Source organism: Capnocytophaga sp. oral taxon 380 str. F0488, from assembly GCF_000318255.2.
GTDB classification, from domain to species: domain Bacteria; phylum Bacteroidota; class Bacteroidia; order Flavobacteriales; family Flavobacteriaceae; genus Capnocytophaga; species Capnocytophaga ochracea.
Genome location: NZ_KB291170.1, coordinates 1 through 25,463, shown reverse-complemented (window position 1 = coordinate 25,463; position 25,463 = coordinate 1). Strand labels below are relative to the sequence as shown.

19 protein-coding genes are annotated in these 25,463 nt (G+C 38.0%); 6 read left to right on the top strand and 13 right to left on the bottom strand.

Annotated elements, in window-relative coordinates:
- Positions 1-47: 47 nt before the first annotated feature.
- From HMPREF9078_RS00280 to HMPREF9078_RS00255, 6 genes are all read right to left on the bottom strand, one after another.
- Positions 48-1,013, bottom strand: a complete 966-nt coding sequence (locus HMPREF9078_RS00280; RefSeq protein WP_009418712.1) for a polyprenyl synthetase family protein — start codon at positions 1,011-1,013, stop codon at positions 48-50.
- 43 nt (positions 1,014-1,056) lie between these two features.
- Positions 1,057-2,715, bottom strand: a complete 1,659-nt coding sequence (gene recN, locus HMPREF9078_RS00275; RefSeq protein WP_009418711.1) for a DNA repair protein RecN — start codon at positions 2,713-2,715, stop codon at positions 1,057-1,059.
- Positions 2,716-2,720: 5 nt separating this feature from the next.
- Positions 2,721-3,617, bottom strand: coding sequence for a DUF4835 family protein (locus HMPREF9078_RS00270; protein ID WP_009418710.1), 897 nt, complete (start codon positions 3,615-3,617; stop codon positions 2,721-2,723).
- Between the two features lie 28 nt (positions 3,618-3,645).
- Entirely contained in the window at positions 3,646-4,770 is a 1,125-nt protein-coding gene (gene ribB, locus HMPREF9078_RS00265; RefSeq protein ID WP_009418709.1) for a 3,4-dihydroxy-2-butanone-4-phosphate synthase, read from the bottom strand.
- An 83-nt stretch (positions 4,771-4,853) separates the two neighbouring features.
- The gene (locus HMPREF9078_RS00260) at positions 4,854-5,399 is read right to left on the bottom strand and encodes a hypothetical protein (RefSeq protein WP_009418708.1); all 546 of its coding nucleotides are present in this window, start codon (positions 5,397-5,399) and stop codon (positions 4,854-4,856) included.
- Positions 5,399-6,934 (bottom strand): helicase HerA-like domain-containing protein, encoded by a 1,536-nt coding sequence (locus tag HMPREF9078_RS00255; RefSeq protein WP_009418707.1) that lies wholly within the window; start codon positions 6,932-6,934, stop codon positions 5,399-5,401. Before HMPREF9078_RS00255 ends, HMPREF9078_RS00260 begins: the two co-directional genes overlap by 1 nt.
- Positions 6,935-7,666: 732 nt before the next feature.
- Here HMPREF9078_RS00255 and murB point away from each other — a divergent pair.
- A complete protein-coding gene (murB, locus tag HMPREF9078_RS00250; protein ID WP_009418706.1) occupies positions 7,667-8,650 on the top strand; it encodes a UDP-N-acetylmuramate dehydrogenase in 984 nt (327 codons plus the stop codon).
- An 83-nt stretch (positions 8,651-8,733) separates the two neighbouring features.
- Positions 8,734-9,741 carry an aldose epimerase family protein gene (locus HMPREF9078_RS00245; RefSeq protein WP_009418705.1) on the top strand — a complete coding sequence of 336 codons (1,008 nt, stop codon included), beginning with the start codon at positions 8,734-8,736 and terminating at the stop codon, positions 9,739-9,741.
- Between the two features lie 79 nt (positions 9,742-9,820).
- Here HMPREF9078_RS00245 and HMPREF9078_RS00240 read toward each other — a convergent pair whose 3' ends face one another.
- The 7 genes from HMPREF9078_RS00240 to clpB all read right to left on the bottom strand — a co-directional run bounded on the left by HMPREF9078_RS00240 (position 9,821) and on the right by clpB (position 19,332).
- Positions 9,821-10,879 (bottom strand): nucleoid-associated protein, encoded by a 1,059-nt coding sequence (locus HMPREF9078_RS00240; protein ID WP_009418343.1) that lies wholly within the window; start codon positions 10,877-10,879, stop codon positions 9,821-9,823.
- Between the two features lie 30 nt (positions 10,880-10,909).
- Positions 10,910-11,422, bottom strand: a complete 513-nt coding sequence (locus HMPREF9078_RS00235) for a hypothetical protein (protein ID WP_009418704.1) — start codon at positions 11,420-11,422, stop codon at positions 10,910-10,912.
- A gap of 108 nt (positions 11,423-11,530) precedes the next feature.
- Complete coding sequence (locus HMPREF9078_RS00230; RefSeq protein ID WP_009418703.1) at positions 11,531-12,661, bottom strand: peptidylprolyl isomerase; 1,131 nt, start codon at positions 12,659-12,661, stop codon at positions 11,531-11,533.
- Positions 12,662-12,686: 25 nt separating this feature from the next.
- On the bottom strand, positions 12,687-13,259 hold the full coding sequence (gene gldI / locus HMPREF9078_RS00225) for a gliding motility-associated peptidyl-prolyl isomerase GldI (RefSeq protein WP_009418702.1): 573 nt from the start codon (positions 13,257-13,259) through the stop codon (positions 12,687-12,689).
- 6 nt (positions 13,260-13,265) lie between these two features.
- Entirely contained in the window at positions 13,266-14,273 is a 1,008-nt protein-coding gene (locus tag HMPREF9078_RS00220) for a bifunctional oligoribonuclease/PAP phosphatase NrnA (protein ID WP_009418701.1), read from the bottom strand.
- A 395-nt stretch (positions 14,274-14,668) separates the two neighbouring features.
- Complete coding sequence (gene dnaK, locus HMPREF9078_RS00215; protein ID WP_009418700.1) at positions 14,669-16,573, bottom strand: molecular chaperone DnaK; 1,905 nt, start codon at positions 16,571-16,573, stop codon at positions 14,669-14,671.
- Positions 16,574-16,725: 152 nt separating this feature from the next.
- On the bottom strand, positions 16,726-19,332 hold the full coding sequence (clpB, locus tag HMPREF9078_RS00210) for an ATP-dependent chaperone ClpB (RefSeq protein WP_002671804.1): 2,607 nt from the start codon (positions 19,330-19,332) through the stop codon (positions 16,726-16,728).
- Positions 19,333-20,246: 914 nt separating this feature from the next.
- On the opposite strand from clpB, the gene purE reads away from it, so the two are divergent.
- The 4 genes from purE to HMPREF9078_RS00190 are packed head-to-tail and all read left to right on the top strand — an operon-like array spanning position 20,247 to position 25,268.
- Entirely contained in the window at positions 20,247-20,732 is a 486-nt protein-coding gene (gene purE / locus HMPREF9078_RS00205) for a 5-(carboxyamino)imidazole ribonucleotide mutase (RefSeq protein ID WP_002671807.1), read from the top strand.
- Positions 20,725-22,272 (top strand): glutamine-hydrolyzing GMP synthase, encoded by a 1,548-nt coding sequence (gene guaA, locus HMPREF9078_RS00200; protein WP_009418698.1) that lies wholly within the window; start codon positions 20,725-20,727, stop codon positions 22,270-22,272. Before purE ends, guaA begins: the two co-directional genes overlap by 8 nt.
- A gap of 59 nt (positions 22,273-22,331) precedes the next feature.
- Entirely contained in the window at positions 22,332-24,260 is a 1,929-nt protein-coding gene (locus tag HMPREF9078_RS00195) for a LysM peptidoglycan-binding domain-containing protein (protein WP_009418697.1), read from the top strand.
- Between the two features lie 18 nt (positions 24,261-24,278).
- A complete protein-coding gene (locus HMPREF9078_RS00190) occupies positions 24,279-25,268 on the top strand; it encodes an aspartate-semialdehyde dehydrogenase (protein WP_009418696.1) in 990 nt (329 codons plus the stop codon).
- Positions 25,269-25,463 lie beyond the last annotated feature (195 nt).

Sequence of the window (25,463 nt, the reverse complement as noted above, 5' to 3'; positions counted from 1 at the left end):
TAAAAAGTTTTGAAATCTTGTTTTATAAGCACAAAATCTATACCGTTTTATATTTTTCTATCCATTAATTGTAGGGCAAAAGTTCTGAGGTATTCTCGTTTATCATCTCCTATAGTTATTTTCTCTAATATCATAAGAGCTTTTTGAGTATAATTTTCTATCAGCTGGCGAACTGCTTTGTCTGCATTTGTTATCTGAAAAATCTCTCTTACTCTTGCTATTTTATTATCAACTTCATTTAAAGCATATGCTCTCAATAGTTCTTCACGTTGTTTTTCATTGCTTAGGGCTAAAGATTTTAAATAGAGTATAGTTTTCTTATTCTCTATAATATCACCTCCTATTTTTTTACCAAATGAAGCATCTCCAAAAGTATCCAAATAATCATCTTGTAACTGAAAAGCTATTCCTAAATTTAAACCGAAATTGTACATATTTATTTGGTTTTCCTTAGTGGTTTCAGAGATAATACTACCCATTTGTAAGGCAGCTCCTATAAGAACTGAAGTTTTGTATGAAATCATTTGCATATATACCTCAATACTTACCTCTTGTAGCTTTTCAAAATCCATATCCATTTGCTGTCCTTCACATACTTTAAGGGCTGTTTCACTTAATGTTTTTACTAATTCTTGAAATATTTTTGAAGGATAATCCTCTAATAATTTATAGGCAATGATAAGCATAGCATCTCCTGAAAGTATACCTACATTTGTATCCCATTTTTGATGTACAGTAGGTTTGCCACGCCTTAGAGAAGCATTATCCATAATATCGTCGTGGATAAGTGAAAAGTTGTGAAAAACCTCTATAGCAGTAGCTGCATTAAGTGCTTTGTGATAGTCTTTACCAAAAATATCGGTTGCAATAAGGGTAAGTATAGGGCGAATACGCTTTCCCCCTAAGTTAAGAATGTACTGAATAGGTTCATAGAGGTGAATAGGCTCTTTGGGAGTAAAAATTTTTTCTATATGCTGTAAAAAAGCTGTTTTATACTCTTCAATGGGAAGCATAATAATTTATTATTAGTTTAGAAAGTTAATACTTGTCTGTTTTTTATCCTTTTCTTAAAAGCTCTATTGCGTGATTACGAGCTGATTCGCCACTATTTTTTCCTTCAAGCATTTCTGAGAGTTCTGAAATGCGTTCCTGTTCGGTAAGCATTTTAAGATGGGTAGTCGTCTTACCAGTTATATCTTCTTTAAACACTTTAAAATGATAAGCACCCTTAGCAGCTATTTGCGGTAAATGAGTAATAGCAAAAACCTGTCTGTTTTTGCTCATTTGTTTCATTATATCTCCCATTTTTTGAGAGATTTCCCCTGATACTCCTGTATCAATTTCGTCGAACATAATAGTAGGGAGTGCTGTATGTGCTGCCATTATTGCTTTTACAGCTAACATTATACGTGATAATTCTCCTCCTGAAGCTACTTTCTTTAATGGTCCAAAATCTCCTCCTTTATTGGCAGAAAATAAAAATGAGAGCTCATCATTTCCGTTATTAAAAAAATGTGAAGTAGATGTTAGCTTGATATCAAAACGCCCATTGGGCATTCCTAATTCGTGCATAAAGCTCTCTAACTGTTTAGTGAGAGTAGGAACTACTTTTTCACGAGTTTTGTGTAACTCAGTTGCTTTTTTAGAAGTTTCTGCTTGATGTTTTGCAACTAACTCTTGTTGTTCTTTAAGGTCGAAATCTGCGCTTTCAGTTTTAGAAACAGCCTTCTCTAAACGTTCTTGAATACTCATCAACTCTTCAACGGTTGTTACTTTGTGCTTTTGTTGAAGTGAGTAGATTTTATTGAGTTGCTTAGATATTTCCTCTAAATTTTCTGGGTCTGTTTCTATGTTTTCATCAATGTCTGCTACATCTCTACTCAAATCTTCTAAATCTAAGAAAGCTGAGTCAATGCGTTCGTATAATTCGCGGTATTGCTGTTTGTATTCTGTAAGATTTGAAAAAGCGCGACGCAGTTCACGCAAATTATTCAAGATACCTATATTCTCATCGTTGAGCAAATATAAACTTTCAGCTACACTTTCTTTTATCTCTTCGATGTTAGAGGCTTCTTCATAGCTTTCTTCCAATTCCTCCAAAATGCCTTCTCCTAAAGTAACCGATTTCAGTTCTTTGAGTTGGTGCAGATTGTAATCGTATTCTTTATTAGCTGTCTGTTGGAAATCTATGAGCTTTTGTAGTTTTTTTTGTTCGTTTTTAAGTAGTACTAAAAGGCGTTGGTATTCCTCTAACAAAGATTTATTCTCAGCCATTGCATCTATAATTTCAAACTGAAAAGCTGTGTCACTTAAAGAAAGTGTCTGATGCTGAGAATGAATATCTACGAGTACTTCACCTAAACGTGAAAGCACGTCTAATGTTACAGGAGAATCATTCACGAAAGCTCGAGATTTTCCCGAAGGAAGAATTTCACGACGTATAATAGTTTGAGGGTCATAATCTATTTCCAGCTCATTAAAGAGAGATTGAAATTCATAATTTTGCAAAGAAAATTCGGCTTCAATTACACATTTTTCATCTTTATTCCTCAAAGCAGACATATCGGCACGTTTCCCCAATACTAAGGAAAGAGCGTCAAGCATTATAGATTTTCCTGAACCTGTTTCGCCTGTGATAATAATAAAGCCTTTAGGGAAGTCAACTTTTAGGTCATCAATTAATGCATAATTTTTTATAGATAGAGTGTTGAGCATATTCCTTATTTTATTTCATTCCACTTAGTTACTTGGGTGGGAGCTAATTTCATTAAGGCTTCTTTTAGCATTTTGGTATTAAAAATCATTCCACCTGAGTAAATAGAGGCAATTTCATCAGTTTTCGCATTAAAAAACAATATCATTGCATAGGAGCTCAACCGTAGGCTCGGTATTTTTTCAAGTAAAATAATAGCATTCTGGATAGCTTCTTTTCCGCCTTTCTCATCGGTGCTCATTATATCTAAGCCCAAACGATGGTATTGGTATAAAGCTTTGTGATAATCAGTGTAATTTTCTGAAATGAGCTCATTTATTAACAAGAATCGGTTGTTTTTACCATTATCTGCCCAACCTGTATAACTACTGTTTTGTGCTATATTAGCAATTTGTTGTGCCTTTAAGAAATAAGGTCTCCCTGCATTTTCAGCAAACGTATCAGCATCGAACCCTAATAGCAAATAGGCATAGTAAGCTATTACCGACGTGAGGTTCGACTCAAAGGCATTTTCATTGAAGGTAAGAGGAGCAAACTCTTGATAGTCAAAAGCTATTTCTTTATCTTGCAAGTTAAATACAGGAGATTGATAAGCGGAATTGTATACAGGACGAGAAGATTGCACCAAAAGACTTGCTTCATAATGCGAATTTTCAAACTTATTAATCACCAGAGTAAAACTACAACGGATACGTTCGTTTTCGCGCACTTTTAAATCTGTCCAACGGGTTTGATTGATAAATTCTTGCAAAGATTTTTCTAAGGTCTTAAAGACTGAGCGATTACTTAAATTTACCTGTTGCGTATTGACCGTTACCACGGCATTCAACTCTTGTGAGAAAGAAAATGAGCTGGCAATTAGGGCTAAAAAGAGTGTTATTTTTCTCATAATAATATGTGTCATATAATTATTTCCTATCTTCCCATTCTAATTAATACGGTATCTCTTCCGTAATTTCAAGACCGTAGCCTGACATTCCTACGTAATTAGAGGCATTTTTAGAGTTGGTAAGTAATCGAAGTTTTCTAATACCTAAATCGTTGAGTATTTGAGCTCCCATCCCAATATCTTTGGTATCTTTACCTACTTGAGGAAGAGGGTGCCCTGTTTGGTGTTCTTTGATTTCGGTAATGTGCTGTAACAACGTTTTCGAATAACCCTCTTTATTAATTACTATCACAGCTCCTTTGCCTTCCTCATTAATTTTTCTGAAAATGCGCTCAAGAGGGTTGTCCTTATCTCCTGCTATAACTTCCAGAATATCATTGCTGATAAACGATGAATGAACGCGCGTAAGCACAGGTTCATCTGCTTTCCAATTGCCTTGTGTAAAGGCTAAGTGTATTTGCTTGTTAGTAGTTTGTTCATAAGCGCGCAAGCGGAATTCTCCATAAGGGGTTTGCAACAAGAAATCTTCTTTCTTTATTACAAGTGTATCTTTGCGCATACGATAAGCAATAAGGTCTTCAATAGAAATGATTTTAAGGTCGAATTTCTTAGCTACTTCCACTAACTGAGGTAATCGTGCCATCGTACCATCTTCATTTAAAATTTCTACTAAAATACCCGCAGGTTTTAGTCCCGCAATACGAGTGAGGTCAATAGCTGCTTCTGTGTGTCCTGTACGGCGAAGCACTCCGCCTTCTTTAGCGCGTAAAGGGAATATATGTCCAGGACGCCCTAAGTCGAAAGGAGTGGTCTTTGGGTCTACTAATGCTTGAATAGTTTTTGCCCGGTCGAAAGCTGAAATACCGGTAGTGCACCCCTGACCTTTTAAATCTACTGAAACAGTAAACTGAGTTTCGTGTAGTACGGTGTTGTTTTGCACCATCATCGGAAGGTCAAGCTCAGCACAGCGTTTTTCAGTAAGAGGAGCACAGACTAACCCGCGACCGTTGGTAATCATAAAATTAATCATCTCAGGAGTTACCTTTTCAGCAGCAGCAATAAAATCGCCTTCATTTTCGCGGTTTTCATTATCTACTACAATAACGACCTTTCCTTTTTTTATATCTTCAACAGCATCTTCAATGCTGTTTAGTTTGATATTGTTCATCTTTATCAATTGATTTTATACAAAATGAACACGAGTGTATCACTCGTGTTAAAATTATAAATAGTTATTAATCTTCGTTCAACTTAAAAATTAACTGTAATACGAGCGATTTTGGCACTTTCCTCAATATCTCCTTCTGAGATATTATCGGTAAGGTCAAAAGCTGTTTTAAGAGCCGATTTATCAAAAGTAAAGTAGTAATTCTTTCCTTTTGGAGTAACCATTACGCTACTGATAGAGGGCTCAATTTCTAAATCGGGGTATTTGCTCTTTACGTCTTTAAAAGTACTCTGTAACGAAATCCCTTTTTCGGTAGCGTATTTATCGCACAATATTAATACACTTTCTACTATTTTGTCCCCCTTATCATTGGTAGTGGGAGTGATTTCAAGAAGCTCTTTACCTTCTTTGTCTAAAATAGTAATGCGTTCAGCACTTGCATAACGCAACTCTCCTTCCATAGTCGAGTTTACTATGGAGTCTTTAGCAAAGATAGAATCTAACTTTTGTATGGGAGTGTCTTTTTGGAGGACTCCTACACTGTTATTAGTGATGAGGAACTCATTCTTTTTATTGTTACACGCCACAATAGTTAAAAGAACAGTAATGATGATAAAGTATTTTTTCATTATTTCTTGATGATTTTATTTAATATTCCTAAAACACCTCTCACGAACGACGCACTTGTAACCATTTTTATCAAAGGATTAGTACCCGAACGCTTAGTAGTGGTTTTTTGTGTAGTGGGCTTAGGAGTAGAAGCTTTTTCGGCTTCCTTAGCTTCTTTTTGCTTCTCTTCCTCTTTCCGCACGTCCTCTATTTTCTTATTTAAGATTTCATAAGCGCTTTCACGGTCGATAACTTCGTTGTATTTGTGCACTAACTCCGAACGCCCTACCAACGCTTCAATTTCACTATCACTAAGGATATCCATTCTACTCATCGGTGCGCGCATCATTGTGTCTACCAATGGGGTAGGTATTCCTTTTTCGTTCAGTACTGTTACGAGTGCTTCTCCTGTTCCTAAGGAAGTAAGCGTATCGGTAGTGTCGTAAAATTCTGATGAAGGATAATTCTCTGCAATCAGCTTAATGGCTTTACGGTCTTTAGCAGTAAAAGCACGCAGAGCGTGTTGTACCTTCATACCCAGCTGAGAGAGTACCGCATCGGGGATATCGGTAGGGTTTTGAGTACAGAAAATAAGTCCCACACCTTTTGAACGTATGAGCTTTACAATGTTCTCTAATTGGTTGAGAAGCGTTTTGGAAGCCTCATTGAAAATAAGGTGTGCTTCGTCGATAAAGATAACCAACTTAGGTTTCGACATATCGCCTTCTTCGGGGAAAGTAGTGTAAATTTCAGCCAAAAGACTCAACATAAAGGTCGAGAACATCTTAGGACGGTCTTGAATGTCTGTAAGGCGAATGATGTTTACATAACCTTCGCCCTGTGCATTGGTTCTCATTAAGTCAGCTGGTTCAAAACTGCGCTCGCCGAAGAAAAGTTCAGCACCTTGATGCTCTAATTCCACAATTTTACGCAAGATAGCACTTGTTGAGGACTTAGAAACCGCTCCGTACTCTTTCTCAAAGTCGGTCTTTCCTTCATCAGTGGCATATTGAAGTATTTTCTTTAAATCTTTCAGGTCTAACAAGGGTAGTGCGTGGTCATCGCAGTATTTAAAAACTACTGCCAAAACACCTTCTTGCACATCGCTTAGGTCTAAAATGCGTGAAAGTAACACAGAGCCAAATTCTGATACAGTAGCACGCATACGCACACCCTTTTGCTCCGAAATGGTCAGTAGTTCGGTGGGGAATGCCTGTGGTTGAAAGTCTAAGCCTATCTTACCTAAACGCTCTAAGATAAAAGGCTTTACTTCACCAGATTCAGCAATACCACTGAGGTCGCCTTTTAAGTCCATTAGCAATACAGGAACGCCTTTTTTAGAAAGGTTTTCGGCGATAACTTGCAGAGTTTTAGTTTTACCTGTACCCGTAGCTCCTGCGATAAGCCCGTGGCGGTTAAGTGTTTTTAAAGGTAAATTTACCAATACGTTTTCAATAGGTTGCCCTTCGTAGATAGCCCCTCCTAAGGTAATGTAATCACCTTTAAACGAGTATCCAGCGAGCATTGTTTCTTTAAAAGAATCTATTTTAGCCATTTGTTATTAGTTTTAAGCTGTTAGTAGTGTTTTACTTATTCGATAGGTAGTTGGCATTTTCAAGGCACAAAGGTAGAAAAAAAAGTTGAAAACCCAAAATTTATTAGGTAACAAATTTATTTTTAGTGCAATAAAAAGGTTTGTTAATAACCTTATGAGACTTACAGACTAAGAGCAAACAACGGTCTTTCCTTTCGTTTTACGTCGCTTTATTTCCCTCAAAACTACGGTTTTTTATTAACTCTTAACTCCTCATTTTAAATTATTTATATAGCTATTCTATACCAATCGTCCAAGATTCGTGTATAAGCTTCCTATAAGCTCTCTATAAGCTAACTCCGCTTCCTATAAGCTCTCTATAAGCTAACCATACACATTCCCCTCTCTTAACTCCTCATTTTTAACTATTTACACCCCCTTTCTATACCAATCGTCCAAGATTCGTATAATCCTTTTCTATACCAATCGTCCAAGATTCTGCTTCCTATAAGCTCTCTATAAGCTAACCATACACATCTTCCTATAAGCTCTCTATAAGCTAAGCATACCCTCCTAATAACCTTTTTTCACCAAAGTCCCCTTCAATCATCTTCCGAACCTCTCCGTTATCTTTCGTTTCTTCGTGACCCTATCACTAAGCCATCAATCTCCATTTGCTAATTTACTAATTTTTCACATTTGCTAATTCATTTTTTTTTGCATACCTTTGCACTTGTAAGTAGACCGTAAGTTATGCAAATACCTAACACTTTTAACCTTAAAGTTCAAGCTGAAAAATATATTCCTATCCATAGCGAAAAGGAACTCATCAGTGCGTTACAAGAGTATCACAATCCATTTGTTTTAGGGGGTGGAAGCAATATGCTTCTCACTAAAAATATTACGCAACCTGTGTTTCACATTTTGCTTAAAGGCATTAGCACTGTAAAAGAAACTGATGAATACATATGGCTTAAAGCACAAGCAGGAGAGAATTGGCACCAATTTGTGCGTTATACTTTACAACAGGGCTATGGTGGACTTGAAAATCTTTCGCTGATCTACGGCAATGTAGGTACTACTCCTGTACAGAACATAGGGGCTTATGGGGTGGAAATAAAAGATGTGATGGAGAGTTGTGAGACTATTGAGATTCATACACTGCAAAAACGCATATTCACAAATGCAGAATGTGCTTTTGCTTATCGAGAATCTATTTTTAAGGGGAAAGAGAAGGGCAATTACATCATTACTTCGGTTACTTTTAAACTTACTAAAAAGAACCACCAATTGCACACGCAATACGGAGCTATTCAGCAAGTCCTTTCAGAGCGAGGAATTACCAAACCTACCCCCAAAGAGTTGTCCGATGCGATTATTACCATTCGCGAAAGTAAATTGCCTAACCCTAATGTTTTGGGTAATTGTGGCAGTTTCTTTAAAAATCCAATTATTCTAAAAACTGATTACGAAAAACTACAACAGCAATATCCTGAAATTCCTTGTTATCCAGTAAATGAAACCGAAGTGAAAGTGCCAGCAGGTTGGCTTATAGATCGCTCAGGGCTCAAAGGTTATCGGAAAGGAGATGCAGGAGTGCACAAGCATCAAGCATTGGTATTGGTGAATTATGGTGAAGCTACAGGTGAAGAAATTTTAGCGGTGGCTAATTATGTAAAAGCTCAAGTGCAAGAAAAGTTTGGTATTGCCTTGGAGTTTGAAGTGAATATATTTTAATGGATATACTTTATTTACATACAACTCAATTCAACTCTTGATTCACATTATTTCAATATCTTTATCTAAAAAAATAATTATTGATGAAAAAAGAATATCATAAAGAAAAATTACAAACTATTGTACTTTCTAATAAGGGAGGTATGGAAGTAACCGTACTTAATTTTGGTGGTGTGATTAGCTCTATTAAAGTGCCTATAAAGGGGAAAAAAGTAGAGTGTGTATTGGGATTCGACACGTTTGAAGAGTACGTAAGTGAGGCTTACCGCAAAGAGTATCCGTATCTTGGTGCGATTATAGGGCGTAACGCAGGTCGTATAAAGTACGGAAAAGTTATTATCGATGGCAAGGAAGTACAATTGAACTGCAATTTAGGAGAAAATCAAATACACGGAGGCTCAGTAGGCTTTGATAGTGTCTTTTGGGACGTAGTGGCAGTAAATAGGGGAGAAGATAATTCTTCAATAACCCTACAATATGTTTCTAAAGACGGCGAAGAGGGTTACCCAGGTGAGGTAACGGTGCGTGTAACCTATACGCTTACTTCCGATAACCGTTTGCGCATTGATTATCACGGCACTACCGATGCACCTACTATTTTAAATCTCACTCAGCATACGTATTTTAATCTCAATGAAAGCAATACCGATGTGCTTAACAATACCTTACAAATAAAAGCCGATAAGTACGTACCGTTAGAAGAAGGGTTCTTTACTCCTACAGGTGAACGCCCTCCTGTGGCTGGTACACGTTTGGATTACCGAAAAGGGCAAAAGGTATATGCTCATACTGATAATTCGTTTGTACGTGAGATTCCCTCTGAGGAAGTAATGGCTACACTTACTAACGGAGAAGGTTCATTGGCAATGGAAGTGCGTACCAATCACCCTGTGTTACATATCTATGCAGGATATTATTTACCTGAGTTGCAACCACCTCATCGCAAAACTGTAGGGCAAAACAGAGGGATTTGTTTTGAAGCACAAGGTTATGCCGATGCTACTAAACATCCACAGTTCGATAATGTAGTGTTAAGACCTAAAGAAGAATACAATTTCTTTACTGAATTTAAGTTTATACACCTTTCGTAGAAGGAATATAAGATAGATAGAAGCATAAAAAAAAGAGTCTGATATACAGACTCTTTTTTATGCTATTACCATTTAAAAATTAGCTTTTTTGTTCTTTATTGAAGTACACCAAATAGTAATACATTTGTTTTTCTTCGTCCCAACCTTTCTCAATAAACTTATCAGCTGATTCTGGATTGATAAAGTCCATACGTATCTGGATATTAGTGTCTAAATCAATCACATTTTTAATTTTTTTGCGCACATCCGATACAGCCTTATTAACAATCGGGAAGGTTGATACATCTTCTATTTGGTACTTAGGTCCTTTCTCTACTTTGTAGTGCTTAAACTCTGGTATCAATTCAGGATTTTCAAACACTTCATTCATAAACGAGGTTTCTTCAAAATCATCATTCTTAGCGAAGTAATTAATCGCACGGTTCATAAACAAAACCTCTTCTTTTTTATCTTCAGCAGGCAAGATTACATCTTTGGCAAAGTCTTGGCTGAATTTTAAGTACTTTTTAGTATAGAAATTATCGTCTATTAACGCATCGACATTTAGAAAGTTCTCCAACCAATACTTAGTGTCATAACGATTGCTATCGATGGAAAGTATTTTGTATCCGTCCTCTTTATTCACATTAAAGATAATACAACCTTTATCCAATCGGTGAATGTTCACTCCCTCTTGGATAATCATCTCCAACTGGTTAGCCTGTTCTTCAAACTGCAAAAAGCTGTTCCTCATCTCCGATTTGAAGATACCTACTGCTTTTACCTTTTCATTATCTAAATAACTGTCGTGAAGAAGCGCTACATACACCTCTCCGCTTTTGATATGTGGGTGATTAGACTGATTGTACAAGTGTTGCGCAATCTTCTTAGATTGCTCGTGAATAGAGCTCTCGTCCTCAAAAATAGGAGTTACCAGCTGGTAAAGTTCATTGAACTCAACATCGGTATCGTGTACTAAGTGAAAGTAGTTTTCTTCTTTTTCACGGAAAGGTTTAAAGAAGTATTCTTTCAGTAGCCCTATAATCTCATCGTTTAGTGCATATGGTTTTTCTGAAAGGAATAGAGGTTCTCCTTTGCTTAGATTACCTACCCTGTGAATAGAAAGTGTTTCAATGTTTGTTGTATATAAATTTAGCATAGTTACTTGTTATCTGTTACTATTACGTAATTAGTAGTATTCTTCTTCTTCACTGAAACTTCCATAATCGTCTTCGTCGAGGTCAAAATCGTTAAATTCATCTTCAAACTCATCAAAATCATCAGCTACGAATGATTTCTCGGGAGCTTCAGCAGGAATAGAACCGTGAGCGTATATCAAAGCAGGATAAGAGGCGCCTGTTTCTTCTTCATCAATCTCTACTAATTCTACGAAGAACGTCCACATCGACATAAAGTCGTATACGTACAATAGTTTAGGCTCTTCTTCACTTACTACCGATTCGATGGTTGTCTCTTCCATCAAGCGCATTTCTCCACTTTCTGATACATCAAAAAAGGTGATTTCTTCTCCCTGATTCCAATCCTCGTCGGTAAGATAGAAAGAAGCCATTTCGTCACCAGCAAAGCCAAATGATTGGTTGATTACATTGTGTAAATCTTCCAAAGTAGCTTCTCCTTGAATGATAATATCTCTAAAAACGTCTTCTTTAACGTCGAGTATCACTCTGAATTTGTATACCATTTTTAGTTTTTAGTTATTTTAGTTGTTAGTAAAAAACTTTGTCAAAGGTCGTAGCACGACAGGCTGTTAGAGACTTTGACAAAGTTTGTATATCCTTATTTTCTATACTTATTTAGCTATATCTGTAATTTCAATATCGAAAATAAGGTCGCTATTAGGTGGAATCACATCGCCAGCACCTCTTTCGCCATATCCTAAAGCAGCAGGAATAAATACACGTATTTTATCACCTACTTTCATTGTAAGTAAAGCATCTCTGAAGCCTGGTATAAGTTGTGCAGAAGTGTTGTAAGGCATAGGGAAAGCTTGGTATCCTCCTTGTTGTTCACGTAATGAGTCGTACTTACCATAAGCCTCTTCAATTTCTTTTACGTTAGAATCGAAAAGGGTTCCGTTTTTCAAATAACCTGCGTAGTTTACCATTACTTGATGTGTGTGATTAGGTTGTTTGCCTTTGCCATCAACTAACTTAAAGATTTTTACTCCTGAAGGAAGTGCTTTAGCTTGTGGTTCCTGTACTTTTACTTCTTCTAAGAACTTAGCTGCAGCGGCTTTCGTCTTAGCCTCTCTTTCTCGTTCTCTCTTGTTAATTTCTTTGAAGTAATCTTCAAAAACTTTTACAGCATTGAAGTTTTTAGCATCTTTACCATTAGCAATAATAGTAATCTTATTGATTTTGATATCCTTTTCTGGCTTGTCGTTCATTACTGTTTTAGTATTAGCAATAGCATCTATTACTTCTAAACCTTTCACCGTTTCGCCAAATACTGTGTGACGACCATCTAAATGAGGAGTAGGCACTTGGGTAATAAAAAACTGACTGCCATTGGTAGCTGGTCCTGCGTTTGCCATTGACAAGATTCCTTTTTTATCGTGTTTTAAAGTAGGCACTATCTCATCTTCAAATCGGTAACCGGGTTCTCCCATTCCAGTGCCGGTAGGGTCACCTCCTTGTATCATAAAATCCTTGATTACTCGGTGGAAAATTGTTCCGTTGTAAAACGGTTTACCTTTGTATTCAGCTTTTACGAAAGTGTTTTTACCTTCTGCCAAAGTAACAAAGTTGGCTACTGTTACAGGAGTTTCTTTGTAGTTTAGTTTTACAATAATATTTCCTTGAGTAGTTTCGATATCCGCAAATAAGCCATCGCCTAAATCTTTATAGGCTTTCTTTTGCGAATTGCAACTGAAAAATACAAACATTGCAGAAAGCAATGCGATAAAATTGAGTCGTCTCATATATAAAATTAATTAAAATTTCTACTTATTCAGGTTGTGGTTCTATTTTCTCTTTGTTCTTTTCAATTTTAAAAACCTCTATCTTGGCAATAATAGGCTGGTTGAAAGTTATTTTATCTTTATCACCACGATAACCATAGGCTACGCTCGAGGGGAAAAAGAAAACACCACTTTCTTTCTCTTTTAGCAATTTTAGTGCTGAACGCAACCCTTGGAATACCTCTTCTTTATCTACATTATACTTATAATCACCATCAGGTTTCTCTTGGTAGAGTTCGTTACCCCGCAAATCCGAAAGACTGTAATCATAGGTTACGATATCGCCAAACTGTGCTGTGTAGTCAGTATTAGGATTTTGGTTTAGGTAATAGAATTTAAAACCGTGTTGTGAATCTATAAAGGTGTGGAGCGTATCTTTTTTGATAATAGAATCAATAAGAGCTTCTTCTGAAGCTAATAGCGCTTTATTTTTCTTAGCCGATTCCTTTAAAAAGGTACTTGTTTTCTTGGTTACAGGGTGGCGTGCTTGTCGGTCGGCACAGCTTATGAAAACTATGCCAGCAACCATTATTATTGCTATTTTTTTGAGTATATTCATTGTATTTTAAATATTCTTGTGAATAAAATCTGGCAAAACTTGTTTAAAATAAGTTACTGCTTCTTCCATTGTACCGTCAAACCTACCTCCTGCAGCATTGATGTGCCCTCCGCCATTAAAATATTTGCGTGCAAACAGATTTACATCGTTATTATCTTTGGAACGCAACGACATTTTTATAAAATCACCTTCTTGAATGAAGATTACTGCCAGCTTGGTGTTCTTAATGGTAAGCCCATAATTTACGAAACCATCAGTATCTCCTTTTTGGCAGTCGTATTGTTGTAGTTCTTCGGAACTAAGCGTTGTGTAAGCCGTGTCGTACTCTTTTAAATACATCATATTTTTCAGAACTACACTCAGTAATTGCAATTTGTTAAATGAATTATTATCAAACACATTACTGTTAATCTGACTGTTTTTAGCTCCTTTTTCGATAAGAAAAGCAGCTATTTTTAGCGTATTGCTAGTAGTGGTGGGGTATTTAAAATTTCCCGTATCGGTCATTATTCCTGTGTACAAACAAGTAGCTATTTCTCTATCTATTTGGTTTTTATCGCCCATTGCATCAATAAACGAATATACCATTGCGCAGGTAGAGCTGGCATTGGGGTTAGAGAAAGTTATTTTGGCATAAACCTCAGGCGCTTGATGATGGTCAATCATCACAAACGTAGCTGCCGAGCTTTCTAATAAAGGTGTAAGCCCATCAGCGCGTTTAAGCGAATTGAAATCAAGCGTAAAGATGAGCGTAGAGTTTTCTATCTGTTTTTTTGCCTTTTCAGGAGCATTGTCATAGATGAGAATCTCATCGGCTGAGGGTAACCATTTTAAATAATCAGGAAAATCATTGGGCGACACCACCGTTACATCTTGGTGCAATTGCTTTAAATACAAGTATAGTCCCAAGCAACTCCCTATGGCATCTCCATCAGGGCTTTTGTGAGGAATGATACTTATTTTCAGCTGTTTTTTAAGTAGTAGCTTAACGTTTTCTATATCATATATATTCATAGGGTGCAAAAGTACAACATTAATTTGTTCTTAATGTTTTCATATCTGAAAAATTTTAAAATTGAAAAAGAAATGATTAATTTGCAGGACAAAGGTAGTAATTAATTTTTAATGACAAAAAAATAATTTTGTTTTTTAATGGATATTCGTTGATAATGAACTCTTAGCGATAATAAGTAATTATCAGTTGATAGCAACTAGTTCCGCTGGTGTAACAAATAATTATCAATTGATGATAAAGAGGAAACAGAGTAGGGGATAGGATTATTGTAGAATTACAGAAATATTACACGAAGAACTATTGTATAGTATTCTTTCTGCAAAAGCTATATAAAGAGCCCCACCTAATTATTTATTAGATGGGGCTGTTATTATTTGCTTGCGGAGGCTCTCCGCTATTTTACTTCTTCGAAATCTACGTCTTGAACGTTGTCTGTATTGACGTCTTGTGCCCCACCAGTGTTAGGTTGCTCTTGTGTGGTAGAGCTACCACCTCCTTGTTGAGCTTTGTAGATGTCCTCAGAGGCTTGTTGCCAAGCAGTATTAATTTTGCCCAAAGCAGTCTCAATAGAGCTGAGGTCTTTGCTATCGTAAGCTGTTTTAAGTTCGCTAAGAGCAGTCTCGATAGCGCCTTTCTTGTCGGATGGGATTTTATCGCCAAACTCTTTGAGTTGTTTTTCAGTTTGGAATATCATCGCATCAGCTTCGTTGAGCTTATCTACTTTTTCTTTGGCTTTCTTATCAGCTTCGGCATTGGCTTCGGCTTCGCGTTTCATCTTCTCGATATCTTCTTTTGAAAGTCCAGAAGATGCTTCTATACGAATATTGTGAGACTTGCCTGTACCTTTATCAGTTGCCGATACGTTAATAATACCGTTAGCATCGATATCGAAAGTAACCTCAATTTGTGGTACGCCACGTGGGGCAGGCGGAATGTCATCTAAGTGGAAACGACCGATAGTCTTGTTGTCGTTTGCCATAGGTCTTTCACCTTGCAATACGTGAATTTCCACACTCGGCTGATTGTCGGCAGCAGTTGAGAACACTTGCGATTTCTTAGTAGGAATAGTGGTATTGGCTTCTATCAGTTTAGTCATCACACCTCCCATAGTTTCGATACCCAAAGAAAGAGGAGTAACGTCCAAAAGCAATACATCTTTCACATCACCAGTAAGTACGCCTCCTTGAATAGCGGCTCCAATAGCTACTACCTCATCAGGGTTTACGCTCTTATTAGGTTTTTTGCCAAAGAATTTTTCAACGGCTTCTTGTACGGCAGGAATACGAGTAGAACCACCTACTAAGATTACTTCGTTGATATCACTTACGCTGAGACCTGCATTTTCTAACGCTTTTTTGCAAGGTTCAATTGTGCGTTTTACTAGGTCGTCGATGAGTTGTTCAAATTTAGCACGGCTGAGCTTGCGCACCAAGTGTTTAGGACCTGAAGCTGTAGCAGTGATATAAGGCAAGTTGATTTCGGTTTCAGTAGTTGAAGAGAGTTCAATCTTAGCCTTTTCAGCAGCTTCTTTAAGACGTTGCAATGCCATAGGGTCTTTACGAAGGTCGATTTGTTCTTCTTTTTCAAACTCTTCAGCAAGCCAGTTGATAATTTTTTCATCTACATCATCACCTCCTAAGTGGGTATCACCATCAGTAGCGAGTACTTCAAACACGCCGTCGCCAAGTTCCAAGATAGACACATCGTGAGTACCACCACCAAAGTCGAATACAACAATCTTATGGTCGCTATGGTCTTTATCCAAACCATAAGCCAATGCAGCGGCAGTAGGTTCGTTGATGATACGTTCTACTTTCAATCCTGCGATTTCACCTGCTTCTTTAGTAGCTTGACGTTGAGCGTCGTTAAAGTAAGCTGGTACAGTAATTACCGCGCTTGTTACGGGTTGTCCTAAGAAGTCTTCTGCAGTTTTCTTCATTTTTTGAAGAATCATAGCTGAGATTTCTTGTGGAGTATACAAACGTCCGTCTATATCCACACGAGGAGTATCGTTGTCGCCACGTACTACTTTATAAGGTACACGAGCGATTTCTTTTTCCAATTCAGAAAACTTGTTCCCCATAAAACGCTTGATAGAATATACCGTGTTTTTAGGGTTGGTAACTGCCTGACGTTTAGCAGCGTCACCTACTTTTATTTCGCCACCTTCGGTAAAAGCTACCACTGAAGGGGTTGTGCGTTTACCTTCGGCATTGGTAATCACCACGGGGTCATTACCTTCCATTACAGAAACACAAGAGTTTGTGGTTCCTAAGTCAATACCTATAATCTTACTCATATTAATATTATCGTTTTTTTAAGTTCAACATTATTTTTGTAAGTCTTACGCTTACGTAGTTAGTAGCAGTCAATGATTGTGCCAAAGGACTAAAAACTGACAAATTGTCATTTTTAGTCATTAGTTGTTAGCAAGCGACTAACAACTAATTTCTATTTTTTATCTTCTGATGTTTGATTTCTAAATACCAATTGGTTATCAAAAGCATCTAATAAGATGACAGCATCGCGTTGTACTGTGCCACTCAAAATTTCTTTAGAAAGCTTGTTAAGCACTTCTTTCTGAATGATACGTTTCACTGGACGAGCACCAAACTGAGGGTCAAAACCTTTTTGTGCTAAGTAATCAATAGCCTCATCGGTAGCATCGAGCAAGATACCTTCTTTGGCAACCATACGGAACACTGATTGCAATTGCAAACGCACAATGCTACGGATATCCTTGGCGTTGAGCGGTGTGAACATTATAATGTCGTCTATACGGTTCAAAAACTCAGGGCGTACAGTTTGTTTGAGGAGTTGTAACACCTCGTCACGTGACTCGTCGATAGCGCGCTCGGTATCCTTAGGATATTTTTCAAAAGTTTCCTGAATGATATGGCTACCCATATTAGAGGTCATAATGATAATCGTATTCTTAAAGTCGGCAGTACGACCTTTATTGTCAGTAAGACGACCTTCGTCGAGTACTTGCAACAAGATGTTGAATGTATCGGGGTGAGCTTTTTCAATTTCATCCAAAAGGATTACAGAATACGGACGGCGACGCACAGCTTCAGTAAGTTGACCACCTTCGTCATATCCTACATATCCTGGAGGCGCACCTACCAATCGGCTCACAGCGTGTTTCTCTTGGTATTCGCTCATATCTATACGCGTCATTGCATTTTCATCGTCGAATAGATACTCGGCTAAGGCTTTGGCAAGTTCGGTTTTACCTACCCCCGTAGTTCCTAAGAAAAGGAAAGAACCTATAGGACGACGTGGGTCTTGCAAACCAGCACGACTACGACGTATGGCATCGGAAACTGCCTCGATGGCTTCTTCTTGACCTACTACACGACGGTGCAATTCTTTTTCTAAGTTTAAGAGTTTTTCGCGTTCGCCTTGTAACATTTTAGCTACAGGTATACCTGTCCATTTTGCTACTACTTCAGCGATGTCTTCGGCGGTTACTTCTTCTTTTACAAGAGCATTTTCGTGTGATTTGCTGTCTAAATTCTTTTGCAATTCTACTAACTTGTCTTCCGCTTCTTTGATTTTTCCATAGCGCAATTCGGCTACTTTACCATAGTCGCCTTCACGTTCAGCTCTATCGGCTTCCAAACGGTATTTCTCAATAGCTTCCTTAGTAGTTTGCACTTCATCAATTACGCTTTTTTCACTCTGCCATTTAGCATTGATAGCGTTACGTTCTTCTTTAAGATTTGCCAAATCTACATATAGCATTTTGAGCTTATCTTCGTCTTTCTCACGTTTGATAGCCTCAATTTCTATTTCGAGTTGCATTATCTTGCGGTCGAGTACGTCTAACTCTTCGGGTTTAGAATTGATTTCCATACGGAGCTTGGCAGCAGCCTCGTCCATTAGGTCTATTGCCTTATCGGGCAAAAAACGATTAGTGATATAGCGTTCAGAAAGCTCTACTGCCGCGATAATCGCCTCGTCTTTGATACGCACTTTGTGGTGGGTTTCGTACTTTTCTTTGATACCTCGAAGGATAGAAATTGCACTTTCGGTATCAGGTTCGTCTACCATTACCTTTTGAAAACGACGTTCGAGAGCTTTGTCTTTTTCAAAGTACTTTTGGTACTCATCGAGAGTAGTGGCACCAATGGCACGGAGTTCACCACGAGCTAAGGCAGGTTTTAAAATATTAGCAGCGTCCATAGCACCTTCGCCTCCTCCTGCTCCCACAAGGGTGTGGATTTCATCTATAAACAGAATGATATTGCCATCGGATGAGGTTACCTCTTTCACTACCGATTTGAGTCGTTCTTCAAACTCACCTTTATACTTCGCACCTGCGATAAGAGCCCCCATATCGAGGGAGTAAATTACCTTGTCTTTTAGGTTTTCGGGCACGTCACCTTTTACAATACGGTGCGCTAAGCCTTCGGCTATAGCCGTTTTACCTACCCCAGGTTCACCCACCAACATAGGGTTGTTCTTGGTACGACGTGAAAGAATTTGCAATACACGACGTATTTCCTCATCACGACCAATCACAGGGTCGAGTTTCCCACTATCGGCTAACTGATTGAGGTTTTTGGCGTATTTGTTGAGCGAATTGTAAGTATCTTCAGCTGAAGCCGAAGTTACGCGTTCGCCTTTGCGCAATTCTTGAATGGCTTTCTCCAACTCTTTTTCACTCACGCCTTGGTTTTTGAGGGCTTGGGCGATTTTACTGTTTGATTTGAAGATAGCCAATATAAGGTGTTCTAAGGATACATATTCGTCGTTCCATTTTTTAGCGATGTTAGCAGCTTCGTTGAGCATAGTGTTTGCTTCGCGTGAGAGCCCCATATCGCCACCGCTGACTTTGGCAAAGCCTTGCAAAGCAGTTTCTAACTGTTTATTTAATTGCTCGCGGTTGATATTCAATTTTTTGAATAGGAAAGGCAATACGTTCTCATCTACCTGCTCAATTGCTTTGAAGAAATGTTCGTTTTGCAATTCCTGGTGCCCATACTGTTGGGCTATTTGCTGAGCGGTTTGTACCGCTTCTTGCGCTTTGATAGTAAAGTTATTAAAATTCATATATTTTCAATTTAGTGTGTTCAACATTTTATGATTTGTTCACTCCCAATAGGGCAAGAGTTGTGCCAACAGCTTTTAACTGACAAAAAGACAGTTTTTTAAAAGAATTTTTATACCAAATAGAATATTAAATAGGAATCTAAAAATAATTAACAATCTGATTATTATTTAATAATAACTACTTGATAAGAAATGTGTAACAAGTGACAAAATGTCGGTGACTAATTGAATCTCTGTTCATTAACGGGTAGGTGCTGATACCTATCTATTTTTGAAGCTAAAAAGTAATAGTGCATCTGCTCCAAAACACTTACCGAAAATATGGGGAGGAATGAAAACAGTTACTTGGCAGGTTGGAGGTTTCGGAAGATAACGGAGGGATTCGGAAGAGAAAATTTAGGTAAAAGGTAAAAAACAAGAGGTAAAGTAGCTGTTGAGAGGGTGGAGTCTTAGCTTATAGAGAGCTTATAGGAAGCTTATACGAATCTTGGAAGATAGATATAGAAAGGGTATATAAGTAGTTAATAATGAGGGGTTAAGAATGAGTAGAAAAAAGAGATTTAAGCAGATTTAAAGTAGAATAAAAACGAAAATAAGAGAAAGAAGTAATCTTTTTAAAAGGAGATTGTGGCGATACAAAAATGTGAGATGAGCAAAGGTAAATAGAAAAATAAACATTCTTCAAGAGAAAAAAGTATAGATAGCTATTAGACTAAAAGACAAGGCTTACTAGAAGAAAGCGCAAAGACAAATTTAATACCACAATACCCAAAATACTAATAATACCAAATTAATGACGAGTTGCGAATGGCGAATGACAAGGTTGCAGGGAAGTAGCACGGGGAAACAAAATATAAAGCCTTTATATTGTGAATTGATATTTTTTTGTACCTTTGCACCAAAATATAGACAAAATGAAAGTAGCTGTGGTAATGGGAAGCAAGAGTGATTTGCCTGTGATGCAGGACGCTATTGATATTCTCAAGTCCTTTGGTATCACAACTGTGGTAGACATCGTATCGGCGCATCGCACGCCTGAAAAGCTGATGGAGTTCAGTCAGAACGCTCATAAAAAAGGTATTCAGGTAATTATTGCGGGAGCGGGAGGTGCAGCTCATTTACCTGGTATGGTCGCCTCGATGTCGCCTTTGCCTGTGATAGGTGTGCCGGTGAAAAGCAGTAACTCTATTGACGGTTGGGATTCTATCCTTTCTATCTTACAAATGCCTGGCGGAGTGCCTGTGGCTACCGTAGCTTTAAATGCTGCTAAGAACGCAGGTTTATTAGCCGTGCAAATATTGGCAAGTGCCGACGCTGAGCTCTTGCAAAAAATGATTGATTATAAAGAAAATTTGAAACAAGCGGTGCTTACTGCCGCAGCAACCCTCGACGATGAATAAAGATACTTTTCAAGGCTCACGTCTTTTATTATTAGACTTTGGCTCGCAATACACCCAACTTATTGCACGCCGTGTGCGCGAATTGAACGTGTATTGCGAAATGCACCCCTACAACCATTTGCCTGAGAACTTAGAAGACTTTTCGGCAGTGATACTCTCAGGTTCGCCTTATTCGGTGCGTAGTGCAGAAGCCTTACACCCAGACCTATCAGCACTGAAAGGTAAAATGCCCCTTTTGGCAGTATGTTACGGAGCACAGTATTTGGCACACTTTGGCGGTGGTGAAGTAGCCCCTTCGAACATACGAGAGTACGGGCGTGCTCACCTCACCTATATTAAGCCTAATGAACCTCTTTTTGAAGGGATTGCAGAAGGAAGTGTAGTATGGATGAGCCATAGTGACACTATCAAACAATTGCCTACTGGGGCGGTTTGTTTGGCGAGCACTCCTGATGTGGTGAACGCGGCTTATCGCATAGAAGGAGAAGAAACCTACGCGATTCAGTTTCACCCCGAAGTGACCCACTCAGCCGATGGAATGAAGCTATTAGCTAACTTTCTTTTCAAAATAGCGAAACTTACCCCTAATTGGACGTCCGACAACTTTGTAGAGATGACGGTTGCCCAGCTAAAAGCACAAGTGGGTAATGAGAAAGTGATATTAGGCTTATCGGGAGGAGTAGACTCTACGGTAGCTGCTGTATTACTTAACAAAGCGATTGGCAAGCAATTACATTGTATTTTTGTAAATAATGGACTCTTGCGCAAGAACGAGTTCGAAAACGTACTGAAACAATATGAGGGTATGGGACTGAATGTGAAGGGTGTAGATGCCTCAGCGCGTTTCCTTACTGCCTTAGCAGGCAAAACCGACCCCGAGGAAAAACGCAAAACCATAGGGCGCGTTTTTATTGAAGTGTTTGATGATGAGGCTCATAAAATTACCGATGCTCAATGGTTGGCGCAAGGTACTATCTATCCTGACGTGATTGAATCACTATCAGTAAAGGGACCTTCGGCGACTATCAAATCACATCATAACGTAGGAGGCTTACCCGACTATATGAAATTGAAAGTAGTAGAGCCTTTGCGTATGCTCTTCAAAGATGAAGTACGCAGAGTAGGACGCAGTTTGGGCATCAGTGATGAACTATTAGGCAGACACCCTTTTCCAGGACCTGGATTGGCTATCCGCATTTTGGGAGATATCACTGCCGAAAAGGTAGCTATTTTGCAAGAAGTAGATGCCATATTCATCAATGCATTGAAAGAAAATAACCTATACGACAAAGTGTGGCAAGCAGGGGCTATCTTACTGCCTATCAACAGTGTGGGAGTAATGGGAGACGAACGCACCTACGAACGTGTAGTAGCCTTGCGCGCCGTGGAAAGCATAGACGGTATGACGGCAGATTGGGTAGACTTACCTTATAAATTTCTGCAAAAAGTGTCTAACGATATTATCAATAAGGTGAAAGGCGTAAACCGTGTGGTGTACGATATCAGCAGTAAACCGCCTGCCACGATAGAATGGGAATAGACAAGTAACAATTTAGAATTATCAATTAACACTAAAAAATTAAATCATAAGACAATATTATGAAACAACTTTTTACATTAGCTTTGTTATTGTGCTTAGGAGTTGCCTATGCACAACCGCAAACGTACACAGCAAATAACTATGAAAGTATTGAAAATATAGCTAAAACCTATCGCTTTTCGCCTGCTGACATCTTAAAACTCAACCCAGGGCTTAAAGATGGAGTACAAAAGGGAATGACCATTAATATTCCTATCAGTAAAGTGAAGCATTACAACACCCAACGTCCTGTAGGGTTTACGACTCACTTGGTAAAAGGAGGTGAGACTTTCTTTGGTCTGTCGCAAAAATACAACATCACTATTGATGATTTAAAGCGCTATAATTTAGACCTCTATATAAGAGAGTTACAAGAGGGTGAGCGCATTACTATTCCGCTATTTAGCAAAACAGCTGAAATGGTACAAAAAAGTGTACAAGGACAAAAACGGTACGTAGTAAAACCACAAGAAACACTTTGGCGCATCGCTAAAAATCACAATGTGAGTGTAGAGGAATTGGAAAAGCTGAACAAAAACGAAAAAGGTTTCAACCCTAATAGTATAAGAGAAGGGCAAGAAATCTGGGTGCCAGCCTCTTCTACTGATAGTACAGAGCCTGAACCACCAGCTCGTCCTAATACTAAGAAAGAAGTGGTGCTTTACCTTGTAGAGAGAGGGGAAGGATTTTACAGCTTAGAACGCAAGTTCGGTTTATCGGAAGCTGAGCTTGTAAAACTAAATCCTAGTCTTAAAGATGGATTGAAAAGCGATGCACAAATATGGATACCCAAAGAGAATTATGAACAATATAAAAGTGCTTCACTGAATAATACAGCAAACTACAACTTTCAGAATTCTAACAATACCTTGCGTTCAGCATCTTCACCAGCCAATGTGAAGGAGATATCTTATATTTTACCTTTTAAACTATCGGATGTTAGCACTGGACAAATTGCTATTATAAAATCTCGACTTACAGAAAATAAACTAACTCCTGTGGCTACCGATTTCTATTCAGGAGCCCTAATAGCTTTGGACTCCCTTCAAAAAATGGGATATAAGTTTAAAGTGAATGTATACGATAGTGAAGGTGACTTAAAGAAGATAGCTTCTAATGCCTCAGTACAGAACTCACAAGTGGTAATAGGTCCTTTTACCACCAAATCGTTTAATACTTTAGCGTCATTGGTTACAAGTAATAATACTATATTATTAGCCCCCTTATCTAATAAGAATATAACTCTCAATCCTAATGTGTATCAGACCTTACCGAACGATGAGGTGTTGCAAACGCAAATGATTGACTATCTGAACAAAAACTATTCAGATGAGAATATGATTATCTTAGCTGATAGCAAGAATAGTTCTTTGCGTGAGAAATTAGAGCGTTCATTCCCTAATGCTAAGGTAGTAACCGAAATGTCGGCTAATGGATTTGTTAATGCTCTAAACTACAACAAGGAAAATGTGGTATTATTACAGTCGAATGATATAGGTTACGTGTCGATGGCGGTGCGTTTGTTGCACAATGCGCTTAAATCTAAAAGGAACAACACTTTCCCTAAGATTATGTTGGCGACTGTGGATAGAGGTTCAGTATACGATTCTAATAATCTTTCTAATAACCAGCTATCCGATTTGCGTTTTACTTATCCTACTGTAAATAAATATTCTAATGGTACAGATAGTTTTTCTGCGCGATATTTAAAGACTTATGGTATTCTACCTAATAAGTATGCTATTCGTGGATTTGACCTTACTATGGATGCTGTATTGCGTTTGGGAGTATCGGGCAATCTTACCAGTGCCAATACACGTATAGGAGAGACTTCTTACTTAGAGAATAAATTTGCTTACCTAAAAAATTTCTATAAAGGTGGTGGCTATGAAAACCAAGGCGTATATATTGTACAGTATGACAATATGGAAGTAAAAGAATTAAAATAAAACTAAATTGTAATTAAAATGAGAGTAGCAGTAGTAGGCGTTACCGGAATGGTAGGTAACGTGATGTTAGAAGTGCTTGCAGAACACAAATTTCCTGTAACCGAATTAATTCCCGTAGCATCAGAGAAGTCAGTAGGGAAGAAAATTACTTTTCAAGGAACTGAATATACTGTGATAGGCTTACAACAAGCCGTATCGCTCAAACCCGATTTAGCTCTTTTTTCAGCAGGAGCTACCGTCTCTAAAGAATGGGCACCTAAGTTTGCCCAAGTAGGGACAACAGTGGTAGATAACTCATCGGCGTGGCGTATGGACGACACTAAAAAATTGGTAATTCCTGAAATCAATGCCGATGTGCTTACGAAAGACGATAAGATTATTGCAAACCCTAATTGTTCTACGATACAGATGCTCGTAGCTTTAGCCCCTTTACAAAAGAAATACGGTATCAAGCGTGTGGTAGTTTCTACTTACCAGTCGATTACAGGAACAGGAGTGAAAGCCGTACGTCAGTTAGAAAACGAATACAAAGGAGAAAAAGGCGAGATGGCTTATCATTACCCAATACACCGCAATGCGATTCCTCACTGTGACGTGTTTGAAGATAATGGTTATACCAAGGAAGAAATGAAATTGGTACGTGAAACTAAAAAGATACTCCGAGACGACAGTATTGCAGTAACGGCTACAGCGGTGCGCATACCGGTAGTAGGCGGACATAGTGAAGCGGTGAATGTAGAATTGAAAAAGGATTTTAATATTGATGAAGTGCGTGCGCTCTTAGCACAATCACCTGGAATTAAGGTACAGGATAATACTGATACGAATACTTACCCTATGCCACTGTACGCTCACGGCAAAGATGACGTATTTGTAGGACGTATCCGTCGCGATGAGTCGCAACCTAATACTCTTAACTTATGGGTAGTAGCTGATAACCTGCGCAAAGGAGCTGCTACTAATACCATACAGATTGCTGAGTATCTCATCGCACATAAACTGTTGTAGTAATGATGTATTTGAAAAGTATTAATGCTTAGAAAATATTAAAAAGTGTTACATTGATAATAAGAAAATAAAATATATAAAATTTTACAAATCTTATAATCAACCACTTACTAAAACACATAAAACTTTTTCAAAAAAAATTGTATAAAAATTTTGTAGGTAAATAAAAAGGTTATACCTTTGCACCCGCAAAAG

Bases quoted from the DNA above. Each gene is read 5' to 3' on its own strand.
- ribB (WP_009418709.1), bottom strand. From the start codon at position 4,770: ATGAACAATATCAAACTAAACAGCATTGAAGATGCTGTTGAAGATATA.
- clpB (WP_002671804.1), bottom strand. From the start codon at position 19,332: ATGAATTTTAATAACTTTACTATCAAAGCGCAAGAAGCGGTACAAACC.
- recN (WP_009418711.1), bottom strand. From the start codon at position 2,715: ATGCTCAACACTCTATCTATAAAAAATTATGCATTAATTGATGACCTA.
- HMPREF9078_RS00235 (WP_009418704.1), bottom strand. From the start codon at position 11,422: ATGGTATACAAATTCAGAGTGATACTCGACGTTAAAGAAGACGTTTTT.
- dnaK (WP_009418700.1), bottom strand. From the start codon at position 16,573: ATGAGTAAGATTATAGGTATTGACTTAGGAACCACAAACTCTTGTGTT.
- HMPREF9078_RS00245 (WP_009418705.1), top strand. From the start codon at position 8,734: ATGAAAAAAGAATATCATAAAGAAAAATTACAAACTATTGTACTTTCT.
- gldI (WP_009418702.1), bottom strand. From the start codon at position 13,259: ATGAATATACTCAAAAAAATAGCAATAATAATGGTTGCTGGCATAGTT.
- HMPREF9078_RS00260 (WP_009418708.1), bottom strand. From the start codon at position 5,399: ATGAAAAAATACTTTATCATCATTACTGTTCTTTTAACTATTGTGGCG.
- HMPREF9078_RS00240 (WP_009418343.1), bottom strand. From the start codon at position 10,879: ATGCTAAATTTATATACAACAAACATTGAAACACTTTCTATTCACAGG.
- HMPREF9078_RS00280 (WP_009418712.1), bottom strand. From the start codon at position 1,013: ATGCTTCCCATTGAAGAGTATAAAACAGCTTTTTTACAGCATATAGAA.
- HMPREF9078_RS00230 (WP_009418703.1), bottom strand. From the start codon at position 12,661: ATGAGACGACTCAATTTTATCGCATTGCTTTCTGCAATGTTTGTATTT.
- HMPREF9078_RS00190 (WP_009418696.1), top strand. From the start codon at position 24,279: ATGAGAGTAGCAGTAGTAGGCGTTACCGGAATGGTAGGTAACGTGATG.
- guaA (WP_009418698.1), top strand. From the start codon at position 20,725: ATGAATAAAGATACTTTTCAAGGCTCACGTCTTTTATTATTAGACTTT.
- HMPREF9078_RS00255 (WP_009418707.1), bottom strand. From the start codon at position 6,934: ATGGCTAAAATAGATTCTTTTAAAGAAACAATGCTCGCTGGATACTCG.
- murB (WP_009418706.1), top strand. From the start codon at position 7,667: ATGCAAATACCTAACACTTTTAACCTTAAAGTTCAAGCTGAAAAATAT.
- HMPREF9078_RS00220 (WP_009418701.1), bottom strand. From the start codon at position 14,273: ATGAATATATATGATATAGAAAACGTTAAGCTACTACTTAAAAAACAG.
- HMPREF9078_RS00195 (WP_009418697.1), top strand. From the start codon at position 22,332: ATGAAACAACTTTTTACATTAGCTTTGTTATTGTGCTTAGGAGTTGCC.
- purE (WP_002671807.1), top strand. From the start codon at position 20,247: ATGAAAGTAGCTGTGGTAATGGGAAGCAAGAGTGATTTGCCTGTGATG.
- HMPREF9078_RS00270 (WP_009418710.1), bottom strand. From the start codon at position 3,617: ATGACACATATTATTATGAGAAAAATAACACTCTTTTTAGCCCTAATT.